Source organism: Prevotella sp. P4-67 (assembly GCF_002251325.1).
Classification (GTDB): domain Bacteria; phylum Bacteroidota; class Bacteroidia; order Bacteroidales; family Bacteroidaceae; genus Prevotella.
The window spans coordinates 15297-29783 of sequence record NZ_NPJL01000068.1; the positions used below are offsets into that span (position 1 = coordinate 15297).

11 protein-coding genes are annotated in these 14487 nt (G+C 57.7%); all 11 read right to left on the reverse strand.

Features of this window, described 5'->3' with window-relative positions; all coding sequences use genetic code 11:
- Window positions 1–367 precede the first annotated feature (367 nt).
- The 11 genes from CIK92_RS11930 to CIK92_RS11980 all read right to left on the reverse strand — a co-directional run bounded on the left by CIK92_RS11930 (window position 368) and on the right by CIK92_RS11980 (window position 14447).
- Window positions 368–1177, reverse strand: coding sequence for a hypothetical protein (locus CIK92_RS11930; RefSeq protein WP_144008238.1), 810 nt, complete (start codon window positions 1175–1177; stop codon window positions 368–370).
- A gap of 210 nt (window positions 1178–1387) precedes the next feature.
- On the reverse strand, window positions 1388–2692 hold the full coding sequence (fucP, locus tag CIK92_RS11935) for an L-fucose:H+ symporter permease (RefSeq protein WP_094389214.1): 1305 nt from the start codon (window positions 2690–2692) through the stop codon (window positions 1388–1390).
- Between the two features lie 134 nt (window positions 2693–2826).
- The gene (gene fucI, locus CIK92_RS11940) at window positions 2827–4602 is read right to left on the reverse strand and encodes an L-fucose isomerase (RefSeq protein WP_094389215.1); all 1776 of its coding nucleotides are present in this window, start codon (window positions 4600–4602) and stop codon (window positions 2827–2829) included.
- A gap of 298 nt (window positions 4603–4900) precedes the next feature.
- The gene (locus CIK92_RS11945; protein WP_216821923.1) at window positions 4901–5251 is read right to left on the reverse strand and encodes a Fic family protein; all 351 of its coding nucleotides are present in this window, start codon (window positions 5249–5251) and stop codon (window positions 4901–4903) included.
- Window positions 5252–5290: 39 nt separating this feature from the next.
- A complete protein-coding gene (locus CIK92_RS11950; protein ID WP_022310111.1) occupies window positions 5291–6055 on the reverse strand; it encodes a UDP-2,3-diacylglucosamine diphosphatase in 765 nt (254 codons plus the stop codon).
- A 12-nt stretch (window positions 6056–6067) separates the two neighbouring features.
- The gene (locus CIK92_RS11955) at window positions 6068–6388 is read right to left on the reverse strand and encodes a metal-sulfur cluster assembly factor (RefSeq protein WP_094387609.1); all 321 of its coding nucleotides are present in this window, start codon (window positions 6386–6388) and stop codon (window positions 6068–6070) included.
- 83 nt (window positions 6389–6471) lie between these two features.
- Window positions 6472–7974 (reverse strand): calcineurin-like phosphoesterase C-terminal domain-containing protein, encoded by a 1503-nt coding sequence (locus tag CIK92_RS11960; RefSeq protein WP_094389216.1) that lies wholly within the window; start codon window positions 7972–7974, stop codon window positions 6472–6474.
- Window positions 7971–9485 carry a hypothetical protein gene (locus tag CIK92_RS11965; RefSeq protein ID WP_094387607.1) on the reverse strand — a complete coding sequence of 505 codons (1515 nt, stop codon included), beginning with the start codon at window positions 9483–9485 and terminating at the stop codon, window positions 7971–7973. Before CIK92_RS11965 ends, CIK92_RS11960 begins: the two co-directional genes overlap by 4 nt.
- Window position 9486: 1 nt before the next feature.
- A complete protein-coding gene (locus CIK92_RS11970) occupies window positions 9487–9945 on the reverse strand; it encodes a Calx-beta domain-containing protein (RefSeq protein WP_022310115.1) in 459 nt (152 codons plus the stop codon).
- A 7-nt stretch (window positions 9946–9952) separates the two neighbouring features.
- On the reverse strand, window positions 9953–11353 hold the full coding sequence (locus CIK92_RS11975; RefSeq protein ID WP_094389217.1) for a RagB/SusD family nutrient uptake outer membrane protein: 1401 nt from the start codon (window positions 11351–11353) through the stop codon (window positions 9953–9955).
- Window positions 11354–11366: 13 nt separating this feature from the next.
- Window positions 11367–14447, reverse strand: a complete 3081-nt coding sequence (locus CIK92_RS11980; protein WP_094389218.1) for a SusC/RagA family TonB-linked outer membrane protein — start codon at window positions 14445–14447, stop codon at window positions 11367–11369.
- Window positions 14448–14487: the final 40 nt, after the last annotated feature.

Here is a 14487-nt window from a genome sequence, read left to right on the forward strand (position 1 = left end):
ATGTTTTCATAGTGGTTATGCAAGTCTACATAATCAATAACACTGCGGTTGTCTACTTTTTCTCTCCGTTTACGACTGCATTGGTCATATCTGAGCCACCGCAGATGACACACGGCGCAGGGCGTGGTACGAAGTCCGAGAGTATGACTCCGTTTCTCTTGAGACGCGTCTGGGAGAGGGGCTTTTAGGAGCCTCTCTCCCAGCAATAATTCTAAACCGGAGGCAACCGGCACAAAGCTGATAGGCAGGGAGATGCCACGGGAAGACCCTATCCCAATCTTTCTAAAGCGGGAGCAAGTCTATACCTATACATTATATTATATAGAGGTCACTCACACTTCCCTTGCCCACACCCAGAGGCAGACCGCTAACTGCCGCCGGCACCCCAGCCTTCCGTGGGAGCAACATTGGCAGGACGGGAGTCACTGTCGGGGCCCAGCTTCAGGAAGAACTGATGGTTGAGGCTGCACATGTGCTTGTAGCCCTTGGCATCGTCAAAGCCAAAGAAGCCCTGCAGGAAGTAGACGGGCGTACAGCCACCGGCATCAAAGGTTCCGCTGCTGACTTCACGCATGGCAACGCCATCGGAACGCCTCAGCGTAGCACGGTTTTCCACTCTGAGTCCCGACACGCTGTAGGGAAGCAGCCTGCTCACCACAAACTGCGTATTGCCTTTATCGTCCTTGGAGAGCTTTACCTCGACCATCACATGGGCGTCATAGCCGTCGATGTCAGAATAGAGGATGTAGCGCACCACCTCATCGCCCTCGTCATTCTTGGCCTGCATCAGAGGCTCCACACCCACCGGCAGAGGCTGCACTTTGAAATGACAGGTGTCGGTCAGCGTTATGCCTTTCTTCCTCCACTCTTCAGGACCAGAGCCACCGGTGGTGTTCTTGAGCTGCGCTTCGCTGAGCAGCACCTCCGTACGCTTCACATACCGACGTATGTCGTCCTGAGTCAGCCCACGCGCCTTGAAGTGGTCATAGCTCACGGCATAATGCTGCGACAGGCGTGCCAGCGAGTCATACTGCTGCTGGGTCACCTTGTTCTTCAACCACTCGGGCGGCAAGTCGCCCTTCTTCGTATACGGATTATACACCAACACTTTGGGCGTCTGCCCAAACGCCAGGCATGCCACCATCAGGAGGATGCCGGTCATCAAACACTTTCTCATAGGCAAATACATTGGATGTTACACATTGGGATAACTCTCTCTTGATAGATTACAGCCCAAAGATAGGGAAAATGGAAGATACGGAGCAAGTCTTTTCCGTTAAAAATCAATACCGTTAATCGTTAACCATCGCCCCCTCCGCCCGCCATCAACAGCAAGGGCCATCCGCTGGTGTGGATGGCCCTTGTCGTTATTTATAGTGTCACACGGTTACACACCGCCATGCTTGCGGCTCAGTTGATACTGGCAGAAACCGTAGGTGAAAACCACTACAAAGCTGATGAGAGGCAGCACAAACGAGGCGTTGACGGCGGGAAGACCCATCACCACGCCCCGGTCTATGATCATACCCTGGAGCGGAGGCATGATGGCTCCGCCCACGATGGCCATCACCAGGAAGGCGGCACCCAGACTGGCGTCTTCGGCATTGACATTCTCCAGGGCTATACCATAGATGGTGGGGAACATGAGCGACATGAATACGCTGATGCCTACCAGCGAGTAGAGGCCCACGATGTCCTGGATGAAGATGGTGCAGAGCGTGCAGAGGGCGGCGCCGGTGGCAAAGATAGCCAGCAGCAGACGGGTGTTGACATAGCGCATCAGGAAGGTGCTGATAAATCGTCCGCTGAGGAAGAGTACCATCGCCACGATGTTGTAGGTCTGCGCCGTAGCCTTGTTGATGCCCAGACGGTCGGCATACTGGATGATAAAGGTCCACACCATAATCTGCGCAGCCACATAAAACATCTGTGTGACCACGCCGGCCATGTAGGGCTTGTTGTCCAGCAGCCGGCGCATGGTGTCGCCCACGCGGGCATGCTCACCTGTGCTCTCCGTGCGTGGCATCCGCGTGAGGGCAAAGACCATCAGCATGATGAGCACCACCAGCCCGATAGCCACATAGGGGTCGCGTATCACCACCAGGTCGTGCAGACGTATGCCAGACTTCTCTGCCTCGGTGAGGGTCGGGAAGATGATGGCACCGGCGGCGTCGCGACGGTCAGACCACAGGTGGGGCAGCACGATAAACGACGCCACGCCCATGCCCATGAGCGAACCGAGGGGGTTGAACGCCTGCGCCAGATTCAGACGGCGTGTCGATGTCTCCTTGCTGCCCAGCGAGAGCACAAAGGGATTGGCCGTGGTCTCCAGAAACGCCAGTCCGAAGGTAAGCACATAGAGCGAGATGCAGAAGAAGGAGAACTCCTGATACGCCGCAGCCGGTATAAACAGGAATGCGCCCAACGCGTAGAGTGCCAGACCCAGCATGATGCCGCTCTTGTAGCTGTAGCGGCGTATGAAGAGCGCCGCAGGCACCGCCATGGTGGCATAGCCGCCATAGAAGGCAAACTGCACAAGCGACGCCTCGCTGGCCTTGAGCTCCATCACCGTCTGGAAGGCTGCCACCATGGGGTTGGTGATATCATTGGCAAATCCCCAGAGGGCAAAGAGGGTGGTCAGGAGCACGAAGGGCAAGAGATACTTCTTCTCCACTAATCGAGGTTTGTTCATTGCTTCAATTTCTATTACACGATTAAAACGACAGAGAGAGGGGAGCCGCCACCGGCACCATGGCCGTTACAGACCAGATGCCCCACGGCGTCTCTCCTCTCTCTATGATTGTCTACTTATTGTTCATTGACCCATTATTTGTACACAGGACCGAAGTTCTGGCAGGCGCGATAGTCGGCACCCTCCTTGTCCATACCGAAGGCATTCCATGCCGATGGGCGGAACACCTGGTCGTCGGCCACGTTGTGCATACATACGGGGATGCGCAGGATAGAGGCGAGGGTGATGATGTCGGCACCGATGTGGCCATAGGCGATGGCACCGTGGTTGGCACCCCAGTTGTTCATCACCGAGTACACATCCTTGAAGGCGTCGCGCGAAGCATCGAGGCGTGGCACAAACCATGTGGTAGGCCAGGTCTTGTCGGTGCGCTTGTTGAGGATGTCATGGATTTCGGGGTCGAGGTCTACGCTCCAACCCTCGGCGAGCTGGATGACGGGACCCAAGCCCTTGACTCTGTTCACGCGTATCATGGTCATAGGCATACCACCACGGGTGAGGAAGTTGCTTGAATAGCCACCGCCACGGAAGTAGTCGCGGCAGGCAGGATACCATGTCGTGGCCTTGAGGCAAGCCTCAACATCTTCCTGGGTCATCTCCCAGTGATGCTTCATGGTGGGATTGCCCTCGGCGTCGGTCATCGCACCAGTGGCGTCGAGCGTCGTGGCACCCGAGTTGATGAGGTGGATGAAACCGCCGGCAGCCAGACCGGTGGCTTCCTTGCCGGTGACGCGCTTCACAGCCTCTGGGCTCCAGTAGGTACGGATGTCAGAGAACATCACACCCTTGTTGGTAAGCAGATGACCGAAGAGCATAGCCACACCGTTGAGCGAGTCGTTCTCGGTGGCCAGCACGTTGGCCTCGCGTATGCCGTTCCAGTCAAACGAGGTACACATCAGCGACTCGGGGAAGTCAAAGTTGGGGATATAGTCGGTCCACTGGCGCTGGCCCTGCACACCGGCAGCGATGGCGTTGTGGCCCAGACTCTCCTCCTTGAAACCCAGCTCCTCGAGACGAGGGTTGCCGTGCATCAGGTCGTTGATGATAAGCATATTCTTTACGGTGAACTCCCAGTCCTTGTCTTTCTGCTCGCGGGTCTTGGCCTTGCCTATCTCCTCGTTGTAGTCGTGGCCCTCATTGGCCTTGCAGTACTTCTCGGTCCAAGCCATGGCCTTCTTGTACTCCTCAGGGTCATAGATACCCTCGTCCACACGGCGCAGGATTTCGACCAGGTCCACATACTCGGTACGCATGCCGAGATAGTCCTGGAAGAAGTCGGCGTCGACGATACTTCCGGCAATACCCATACAGGTGTTACCCATGCTCAGATAGCTCTTGCCGCGCATCGTAGCCACAGCCTGTGCGGCGCGGGCAAAGCGCAGTATCTTTTCTGCCACGTCGGCAGGGATAGTGTTGTCGTCGAGGTCCTGCACATCATGGCCGTAGATGCCGAAAGCAGGCAGACCCTTCTGGGCATGGGCAGCCAGAACGGCAGCCAGATACACGGCGCCGGGGCGCTCGGTACCGTTGAAGCCCCAGACAGCCTTGGGATAGTGGGGGTTCATATCCATGGTCTCCGAACCATAGCACCAGCATGAGGTGACGGTGATGGTACTGCCCACACCCTCTCGCTCAAACTTCTCGGCACAAGCGGCGCTCTCAGCCACACGACCTATGGTGCTGTCGGCGATGACACACTCTACTGGCGAACCGTCGCCATTCTTAAGATTAGTCGAAATGAGATTAGCCACAGCCTGAGCCAGGGCCATAGTCTTGTCTTCAAGACTCTCGCGAACGCCACCCTGACGGCCGTCGATGGTGGGGCGGATTCCAATTTTAGGATACTTCATGGTTTTTATGTATTATAATGTTAAACGATTTACCGGTCTTTAGCAGAGAGACCATCGACGCTACCACCCTCGGTGACACGGCAATGGCTACTCTTGTGTAGATGGAAACAAAAGTAGCCATTTTTTTTGTCTTTCATACCCTTTTTAATGTTAAAAGAATAAAATACCGACGCCGAGGGTATCGGGAGCGGTGACAGTGAGCATGCCCTATAATTCTAAAGTGCATCTATTGACGCATAACTAATGAACGTTCCGCCACAAATCAACTTGGTCACTCACTACTGACTAAGTAAAGTGACTAAGTCAAAGCTCTCTTGTATTTTTGACTACGACTATTAGATTTCTCAGGAACAGTCATAACCAAGAAGCCACCCTCTAAAAGCGGATCAATATAGCGATGCTTCATATTGTATCTGTGTTTAAGTCCAATATGCTCCATGATTTCAATCATACTACGCGGAGTAGAACAGAAATCGATAATGTCATTAAGCGTGTCATTTAACTTAGTCACCGACTTGGTCACTTTTTCTTCATCAGTGACCAAGTTAAGCGACAAAGAAGGTCTGGCACGGCGGCAGACCGTCGCTCCAGCGACCCGCAACAAAGGCGATGCGCCATATATGCAGTGGCAACAGTTACCACGCTGCATATATGGCGCATCTGGTTAAATGTAATTCTCGGGGAAGGGTCAGGGCTGGCTCTCGCCCTCCACATAGGTCTCCATAAACATGTGCTCGCCATCAAAGACGGCATAGGTAAACTGCCATATCCAGTCGCCGAGTATCATGAGGCGGGTCTTGCGCGAGAGCATCAGGTCGAGCTCGATGTGGCGGTGGCCGAACATGAAGTAGTCTATATCCTTGTGGGTGGCGAGGTAGTCCTTGGCATAGCGCACGAGATACTCGCGGTCTTCACCCATATACGGGGGCTCGTGGCCGTCGGCTCGCTTGAGTCGGCTGTGCTTGGCCCAGTTGAGCCCGAGCCACATGCCCCAGCGCGGATGCATCATATTGAGCAGCCGCTGGCACAGAGGGCTGTGGAAAACGCGTCTCAGGAAGCGGTATTTGGGGTCTGGGTCGCCCAGACCGTCGCCATGGGCCATGTAGAAGACGCTGTCGTAAATCTCGGTGGTCATAGGCGACTTGTGGACCTTGACGCCACACTCCTGCTCGAGGTAGCCGTAGGTCCAGAGGTCGTGGTTGCCGGTGAAGTAGTGTATCTCTACGCCGCTGTCGGTGAGTTCGGAGAGCTTGCCGAGAAATCGGGTGTAGCCCTTGGGCACCACGTAGCGGTACTCGTTCCAGAAATCAAACATATCGCCCAAGAGATAGATGGCAGCGGCCTTGTCCTTGATGCTGTCAAGAAACCGCACCAGCCTGCGCTCTTGCATACGGGCGTGGGGGATGGCGAGCGAGCCCAGGTGGGCATCGGAGAGGAAATAGACGTTCTTCATAACCATTCCGTTTTAATCGAAGCCGAGCTCTACCCTCGCCTCCTCGCTCATCATGCTTTGGTCCCAAGCGGGGTCGAAGACCAGATTGACATTGGCGGTCTTGACCTGGTCGAGGCTCTCGACCTTGGTGCGCACGTCTTCGAGGATGAAGTCGGCGGCGGGGCACGAGGGGGCGGTGAAGGTCATGTCGAGGTCTACGGTGTAGTCGTCCTTGACATCTATCTTGTATATCATGCCGAGGTTCCAGATGTCTACGGGTATCTCGGGGTCGTACACGGTCTTGAGCACCTCCACGATGCGCTCCTCTATTTGGGTTTTCTCTTCTTGTGTCATAGCTGTGAATTGATTGATACGACAAAATTAGTGGAAAAGGCCCAAAGGACAAAACTTTTCAGCTTGTTTTTTCGGCAGCGGCGTCAGCGGGCGGGCTCTACATAGCAGTAGGGGCGCAGGGCGTGGGCCCGGAGTCCGTAGCTGTCGTCGGCCTGGACCTCGATGACATGGGCACCCTTACACTGAGCCTCGCTGAGGGGCAGCGACCATATCTGGGGCGAAGAGAGATGGCGGATGGGGTTGCGGCGGCTGTAGGGGGTGGGATAACCCTTGGAGAGGTTCTGCTCGCGCACACGGGCAGCATTGGGGTCGAGCACGTCGGCACGCTGGCAGAGCGTCCAGGCGCCGCCATCGACGCGACAGCGCACGCGGGTGGAGTCGCAGCCGCCCCATACGGTGATGAGGGCCTGGCGGGGAGCCACATCGCGAAGGTCGCGCAGACGGTGGTCGAGGCTGTCTATGCCCACGACATGCACCGTCATCTGCCGGTGGTCGTCGAGGCCCACGCCCTTGCAGCGGAAGGTGTAGCGGGGACCGTCGAAGTCGAGCACAAAGTAGTTGCGGGGAGTGCCGCCCTGCTGGAGTGCCATAGGCACGCCTTCCCAGTCGCGCTCGCCGACCCACCAGAAGCCGCAGGTGGCGCCGACGCCCAACTCGGGAATGGTGCGGCCGTCGTAGCGGTGGAAGTCGCGCATCACGCGGTGGAGATGGGCGGTGAGGGCCAGCACGGGGCGCGCTCCCACGGCGGCGAAGAGTCCGTCGCGGTTGCGGGTCACGGCGAGGGGGATGTGCATCACCAGCACTACCAGGCGTGAAGGGTCGACATGGGCGAGGTCTTCACGCACAAACTGGAGCTGGCTCTCGCTCACACGGCCCTCATAGCCACGGGCGCCACGGCCATAGACATTGTTGAGCACGATGAAGTGCACGTCGCCCTCGTTGAAGGCATAGACCGGCGAGCCGAAGGAGGCGCTGTAGGTGGCGGTCTGCCGCCAGAGCAGGCTGTCGGCGTCACGGTCGTGATTGCCCACCACGGTATAGGAGCGCGAGGGCAACTGGGCTATCATGCGCTGCAGGTGGGGATAGAGCGCGAGGTTGTTGTTGACCAGATCGCCAAGGAAAATATTGACATCGGTGCTGTCCTTGGTCATGAGCTCGGGCAGGATGGTGCGCGAGGCAAACTCCAGCTCCTGGGAGTTGCCCACCTGGATGTCGCCGATAGCGTTGAGTCTGAAGCGCTGTCTCACGGGCTTGGTGACGAGGGCGAAGTCGTGGCGGGAGCCGGCAACGGCGGGATAGACGAAGGCACTGTTGACCAGGCGGTGGCCCTGCATGGTGTAGCCGGCAGGCAGGATGGGAAAGAGGCTGCTCCCCTCGCCCACCTCGATGCGGTAACGGCCCTTGGCGTCGGTAGTGACCACACGGCAGCCGTCGGAGACGGGAATACCAGCAAGCAGCGTCTCACCACGGTCGTAGCGCCCGTTGCCATTGGCGTCTATAAACACTCTGCCCCCGGCAGTGGGCTGCGCCGCAGCCTCCACTACCGAGAGCACGAGTATCAATAAGGTTGAAAAAGTCTTTATCATTCGGTGCGTAATGTATGCAAGTGATTGCTGTTGGTAAAGGTGACATAGCCCACACCGTCGGAGGTAAACTTGAGGTTAAGTCCAGAAGCGTCCAGGTCGGCGAGCTTGGCAGGATTGCTCCACTGGCGGGTGTCGGGGTCAAGATACATCATGTAGGGGAAGCCCTGGTCGAGCGTGTTGGTATAGACCACATAGGGCGTGCCGTTGGGGGCTGTGTCGAGGGCCACCTCGGTATGACGGTCGGGGGTGAAGCCGAGGGGCAGCACGTTGCCGCCGAGGGTGAGCCAGGCGTCCTGAGTCTTGTCATAATACTTGACGCGCACGCCGAGCTGTCCGCTGGCGTCGTCCATAGTCCAGATGTAGGGGGTGCCGTCGGCGGTCACGGTGACGCCTATCATGGCGATGTTGTTGGTGGCATTGCCGGGCTCGAGATAGTTGACAATCATCGGTGTCCACTCTCCGCCCTGGTATCGCAGCACGTTGTAGCCATAGTTGACGCCATTGACAGCGCCGCGGTTGATGCTGATGACATAGGCAGCGTCCTTGCCGCCAGCCACATTGGCCATATACACCTGGTTGGTGATGGCGCCGGGCACCTGACTGTTCCAGGCTCCGTCCTTATAGTTGGACACGACGAGGGTACGGTTGGGATAGTCGGCCTTGGAAGAGTTGTTGACCTGGGCGCCCACAAGCTCGCCGTCGAGGGCACAGAAGCCCACATAGTTGGACACTGCCTTGAGCAGGCCCTTGTCGGTGCCTACAAACTCCCAGTCGCTGCCGTTATACTTCATCACGCTCATACCGTTCTTGAGCACGGTGGCCTGCTGGTCGGCATAAGCCACATAGAGTGTGCCGTCGGGGGCGATGTCGAAGTCGAAGTAAGAAGAGTTGACAGTGTGGCCGAAACCTTCGCCGCCCACGGCTGTCCACTCGCCGTCGTCGCCCAGGGTGAGCACGGTGCTGTGGTTGGCAGCGGTGGCAGAGTTGCCGGCACGGGTCTTGAAGCCGATGTAGGGCTTCTGGTCTACGGGGCTAATCTTGAGCACGGGGTTGCCGTAGGTGGTGATGCCTGCCACCTGAGCAGTCTCAACCCAGCGGAGCGAAGCCTTGGTGACGGTGACCTCGCAGCGGCGGCTCACGCTGCCACGGGTGAGGATGTAGTCGATGGGCTGGCTGAAGTCGTTGGCGGTGGTCTGGCTTACCTGCTCGGCGCCACCCACCTTGACGGTGGTGCCCTCGCTGGTGGTGAAGCGTGCCACGAGGTTGTCCTTCTCTACCGTGGGAGGCAGCGCCACGCTTACGGTCTGGGTGGCGGCGCCACCTGTCTGGTCGGCAGTGAGCTCTACCACATAGTCGGAGCCAAGCACACCGGGGTTGTCGGCCTTGTAGAAACCGAAGCTGAGCATCGCGGGGGCGTTGACATCATTATATACATAATTGTTGCTGTCTGTACAGGCGGCGGGGACAAGCATCACCACCAGCAGCGCTATGATATATCCTAAGTGTTTCATATCAGTTCTTTTTTTCGATTACAAGTTGTTTCTGGAGACCATCGGGACCGGGAACACCCAAATGGAGGTTCTGGCTGTTGCCGGTGAGACGGATGGTGAGGGTATTGTCCTTGGTCTCATCGACGGGATGGGCAAGCCACTTGATGCGGATGGGCATGTCGTAGATACCGGGCTCGAAGGTGAGCTGGTTGCCAGTGGTGACGAGTTCGTAGTCGACACCTTCCTGCAGACCGTCACCCACCACAATCTCGTAGTTGACCACGAGGGCGGTGGTAAGCATCTTGCTGCTTACCGACACCACGTAGGTATTGATATTGTTTACATTGGAGAGCACCACCGTCTGTGAAGCGCCGGTAGTGGTTGTCACCTTGACGAAGGGCATATCAAAGCCTTCGAACTCTTCTTTCTGGCAGCCGCACAGGGCGACAAGAGCCAGGAGCATTACTATGATTTTCTTCATGACGTTTCTACTTGTTTACAGTGGGGTTGGGCTTCATATTCTCATTGGCGTCGAGCTCATACTGAGGGATGGGCAGCACAAAGAGGTCGTTGGGGTAAGCGAGCGAGCGCACGGTAGAGTTGGTGTTGTGCTCGCGCACGAGGTTCTGCTTCCAGCGGGTGATGTCGAAGAAGTTGTGGCCCTCGAAGCAAAGCTCCTTGACGCGCTCGCGCTGCACGAGGGCGAGCAGGTCGCCGTCGGCGGTGGCGTCGAGCACCTGGGCAGCCTTCTCGGCACCCACATTGCGCTCGAGCAGCTGGCGCAGATACTGGCGGGCATCGCCCTGCTTGCCGCTGATGTGGCAGGCTGCCTCAGCCGCATTGAGCACCATCTCGGAGAGACGGAAGACGATGGGGTCTTCGCGCTTGGGCTGATTGTCGGGGATGGTGGTGGCGGTGTACTTGACACACTGCTTCACACCGTCCTTGTGGATGAGCTGCAGGCGCAGGTCGGCAGCGTCGTAGAGCGAGAGCAGCGTGTCGGCGGGCAGACACTCGCTGGCATAGAACTCCTTCTGACGGCCGGTGAGGTCGGCGCCGCTCAGGCGGAGAATGGCCTCGCCACGGGTGCTCAGGTTGTCATACATATTGATATAGTCGGCACCCTGCGCCAGACTCTCGCCGTTGAGGGCGAGCTGGGCATACCTGAGGGCGTTGTCCCAGTCTTCCATATAGAGATAGACGCGCGAGTACATGGCATTGACAGCCTGGAGCGACACGTAGTGTACATCGGCGGCGTGACTGTCGCTGAGCAGGGCGGCAGCCTTGCCGAGGTCTTCGAGGATGAAGGCGTAGATGTCCTTGACCGAACTGCGGCCGAGGATGTCGTTGGGGCCGAGGGGACGGTCTACCTTGGGTACACCGAGATGAGAGGCATCGGCGCTGTAGTTGTAGGGCTGGCCGTAGACACGCACGAGGTCAAAGTGGCAGAGCGCGCGCAGCACGAGGGCCTGACCCAGGATATTGTCGATGGCATCTTTCTGGGTGGGATAGTCGGCAGCCACGGCAGGGGCATACTTGATGATGTTGTTGGCATTGGCTACAGCCTCGCCGATACGGTACCAGATGTAATAGGAGGTAGTAGCCGACACGGGGTTGGGCACATAGTTGTACTGGTCGAGCATGGACGATCCGGAGGAGAGGTTGAGCGACGTCATATTGCCTGCTACCTCGGGATACTTCAAGAACTCGTTGTCGTAGCTGTTGTAGTACTGGGTGTAGGCACCCAACAGACCGGCACGCAGACCGCGTGGGTCGGAAAGGAACGACGGTATGGTGGCCTTGCCCTTCTCATCGACGGTCAGGAAGCCGTCGCACGAGGTGAGCAGAGTGACCATCGCTAAAGCGACATATATAATAGTTTTCTTCATTGTGATACTGGGTTTAGAATCCGACATTGAGTGACAGGGTGAAGGTGCGCTCGAGCGGATAGCCGCTCATGAGCGTCTTGTAGGAGTTGTGGTCGCTGCCTGAGTAGGGGCTGTAGGCCAACAGGTTGTCGGCGATGAGCGATACCGAGGCATTGGAGAGTTTCCAGCCATTGACGAGGCTGCGGGGCAGCTGGTAGGTGAACACCACGTTCTGCAGGCGCACCAGATCCTTCTTGTAGAGATAGCGCGTAGAGGTGCGCGACGAACCGGTAGAGACGCCCGCCTGAGGACGGGTGTTCATGGCGATGTCGCCGGGATTGCGCCAGTAGTTGCGCTGCTCGATGGCCTGGTTGTAGCTCAGCACATTGTAACCGTCGGAGTTCATGATGCTGGCAAACGAACTGTAGGCGTAGCCGCCAAACTGGTAGTTGAGCAGGAAGCGGAGCGAGAAGTTCTTGTAGCTGAGGGTGTTAGTCATACCGCCGGTGACGGTGGGATTGGCACTCTTGCCACGCACGCGGTTGTTGGTGCTGTCATAGACCTTGGTGATGTTGCCGTTGGCATCGTACCACATGGGGCTGCCGTCGAGGGGGTCTACACCTGCCCAGCGCACCATGTAGTAGGTCTTGGTGTCCTGTCCCTCTATCCAGGAGATTTCGCCGAAGTTGACCTGGGTGCCGTTGTACGACTTGGTGAGACGGTTCTGGTTGTGGGCGAGGTTGAAGTCGGTGGTCCAGGCAAAGTCGCCGTCCTTCTTGGGCACGAAGTTGCGGGTGGTGAGGTTGATCTCGATACCCTTGTTGACGATCTCGCCCACATTGCGGTAGGCACGGGTGTCGCCGGTAAGGAGCGAGATGGGCAGACGGCTCAGGAGGTTCTTGGTCTGGTTGTGGTAATACTCGATTTCAAAGTCGATGCGGTTAAGCACAGCCAGGCGCAGACCGAGGTTGGTCATATAGGTGGTCTCCCAGCTCAGACGGCTGTTGGGGATAGTGCCGAGCACACCGCCGAGCTCGCCGTTGTAGGAGTAGGAGCTGCTGTAGACGTAGGTACCCTGCGACTCCTGAGAGCCGAGGCGTGAGTTACCGTTGGCACCATAGCTGGCCTTGAGCTTGAGGACGTTGACCCATGGGATGTTGAAGAACTTCTCGTTGTGCACGTTCCACGAAGCGCCGACAGAGGCGAAGTTGGCCCAGCGCACATCGCTGCCAAACTGGGAGTTACCGTCCTTACGGGCGTTGACAGTGAGGTAGTAGCGGTGGTCGTAGGAGTAAGTGGCCTGACCCAGCAGCGACACCTTGCGTCGACGGCTGCTCGAGTTGTAGCCCTTGGTGGTGTTGGCCTGGCTCACGTCGCGGATATTGTCGTTGATGAAACCCGAACCGGTGACATACATAGTGGTGTAGTCGCGCGAACCGGCCTCAAAACCGGCGAGGGCTGACACGGAGTGACGGCCGAAGGTGCGGTTGAAGTTGAGACGGTGGATGGTATTCCAGTTGGTGATGTCTACGGATGAGCGGCGGGCATAGCCGATGGGCGTGCCGTCGGAGTCCATACCGGTCCAGTTCTTCTGCGAACTGTAGGTCTCTTCGAGGGTGCTGTTGTAGTCGTAGGCAAACTGGCCTGTATAGGTGAGGCCCTTGAGGATTTCATACTTGAGCGTGAAGTTGGAGCGCAGGTACCAGGTCTTCTGGTTGTTGTCGTTCTGCTCGCGCTCGAGGACTGAGTTGCTGATGAAGCGCTTCTTGGTGAAGTGGGGAGTGCCGTCGGCATTGAGACCGTCGACCTCCATATTGTAGAGGCGCAGAGTGCCGTCGGCATTGTAGGGCGAATAGATGGGCAGCAGCTCATAATACTCGCGGCCGAGGGCGAAGAGGTCGTTGTTGTTGTAAGAGGCTGAGATGTCGACACCCACCTTGAGGCGCTTGTTGAGCTTGAGGTTGATGTTGGTGGCGAGCGACAGACGCTGCTGGGTATTGCCCTTGACGGTCTTGTCGTTCTGGTAGTACTGGCCCGAGACGTAGTAGTCTGACTTCTGGTTGCCGCCGCTTACACCCACATTGGTAAGGAAGGTGGTACCGGTGTCGTAGAAGACGTCGCGCCAATCGGTATCGGTGGTGGAGTACTGGTTGAGCTCATTGTCCTGGAAGGGGAAGGTGCGCATGTCCTTGCCCGAGTTGGCGTAGGCTTCGCGAGCCAGCGAGAGCCACTCCTTGGCGCCAAGCACCTTGGGGGCAGTGCTCTCGTCGATATGGGCGATGCCATACTGGGTATTGACGGTAATGCGCATCTTGCCCTGACGGCCCTTCTTGGTGGTGACGAGGATTACGCCATTGGCTCCGTCGGCACCGTAGATAGAGGTGGCGGTGGCGTCCTTGAGCACGGTCACAGAGGCGATGTCTTCGGGGTTGAGGAATGACAGCGGACTCACGGTATAACTGGTACCGGGCATCAGGTTGGTGCGGTCGCCGGTGTACATGGGCGTGCCGTCGACAACCCAGAGGGGCTCGTTGGAGGCGTTGAGCGAAGCCTCACCGCGCACACGAACCTCGTAGCGGGTACGGGGGCTGCCGGGGTCGGCGGTATTGGGGTCTATCTTGACACCGGGGATGAGTCCGTCGAGCATCACGTCGAGGCGCTGCTGGGGCAAGCCCTTGAGCTGGTCGGCGTTGACCTGGTAGGCACTACCCACGAGGTCGCTGCGCTTCTGGGCGGTACCATAGGCGCCGATTACCACCACATCCTGCAGAGCGGTGGCGTCTTCCTTCATCATCACACGCGCCACGCTGCCCTTGACAGGGATGGTCTGCGACACCATACCGATATAGGTAAAGACGAGAGTACGCCCGCTACCCGCCTTGAGACGGATGGTGTAGCGGCCTTCGAGGTCGGTGATGGTCTTGTTCTGGGTGCCACGCTGCAGCACGGTAACGCCGGCAAGCGGCTCGCCATTCTGGTCGGTCACGATACCCGAGATGGAATTGTTGCCATCCTGGTCGGTGCCTGTCTCCATGCCTGTGGGCGACGCCATCGATACCGACGGGTATGCCAGAGCAAGCATGAGAAGCAAGAATAAATAAACAATCTTCTTCATAACATTATATAAACTGAATTCGACTTGGACCATACACCGA

Bases quoted from the DNA above. Each gene is read 5' to 3' on its own strand.
- CIK92_RS11955 (WP_094387609.1), bottom strand. From the start codon at position 6,388: ATGACACAAGAAGAGAAAACCCAAATAGAGGAGCGCATCGTGGAGGTG.
- CIK92_RS11980 (WP_094389218.1), bottom strand. From the start codon at position 14,447: ATGAAGAAGATTGTTTATTTATTCTTGCTTCTCATGCTTGCTCTGGCA.
- CIK92_RS11930 (WP_144008238.1), bottom strand. From the start codon at position 1,177: ATGAGAAAGTGTTTGATGACCGGCATCCTCCTGATGGTGGCATGCCTG.
- CIK92_RS11975 (WP_094389217.1), bottom strand. From the start codon at position 11,353: ATGAAGAAAACTATTATATATGTCGCTTTAGCGATGGTCACTCTGCTC.
- CIK92_RS11970 (WP_022310115.1), bottom strand. From the start codon at position 9,945: ATGAAGAAAATCATAGTAATGCTCCTGGCTCTTGTCGCCCTGTGCGGC.
- fucP (WP_094389214.1), bottom strand. From the start codon at position 2,692: ATGAACAAACCTCGATTAGTGGAGAAGAAGTATCTCTTGCCCTTCGTG.
- CIK92_RS11945 (WP_216821923.1), bottom strand. From the start codon at position 5,251: ATGCAGCGTGGTAACTGTTGCCACTGCATATATGGCGCATCGCCTTTG.
- CIK92_RS11960 (WP_094389216.1), bottom strand. From the start codon at position 7,974: ATGATAAAGACTTTTTCAACCTTATTGATACTCGTGCTCTCGGTAGTG.
- fucI (WP_094389215.1), bottom strand. From the start codon at position 4,602: ATGAAGTATCCTAAAATTGGAATCCGCCCCACCATCGACGGCCGTCAG.
- CIK92_RS11950 (WP_022310111.1), bottom strand. From the start codon at position 6,055: ATGAAGAACGTCTATTTCCTCTCCGATGCCCACCTGGGCTCGCTCGCC.
- CIK92_RS11965 (WP_094387607.1), bottom strand. From the start codon at position 9,485: ATGAAACACTTAGGATATATCATAGCGCTGCTGGTGGTGATGCTTGTC.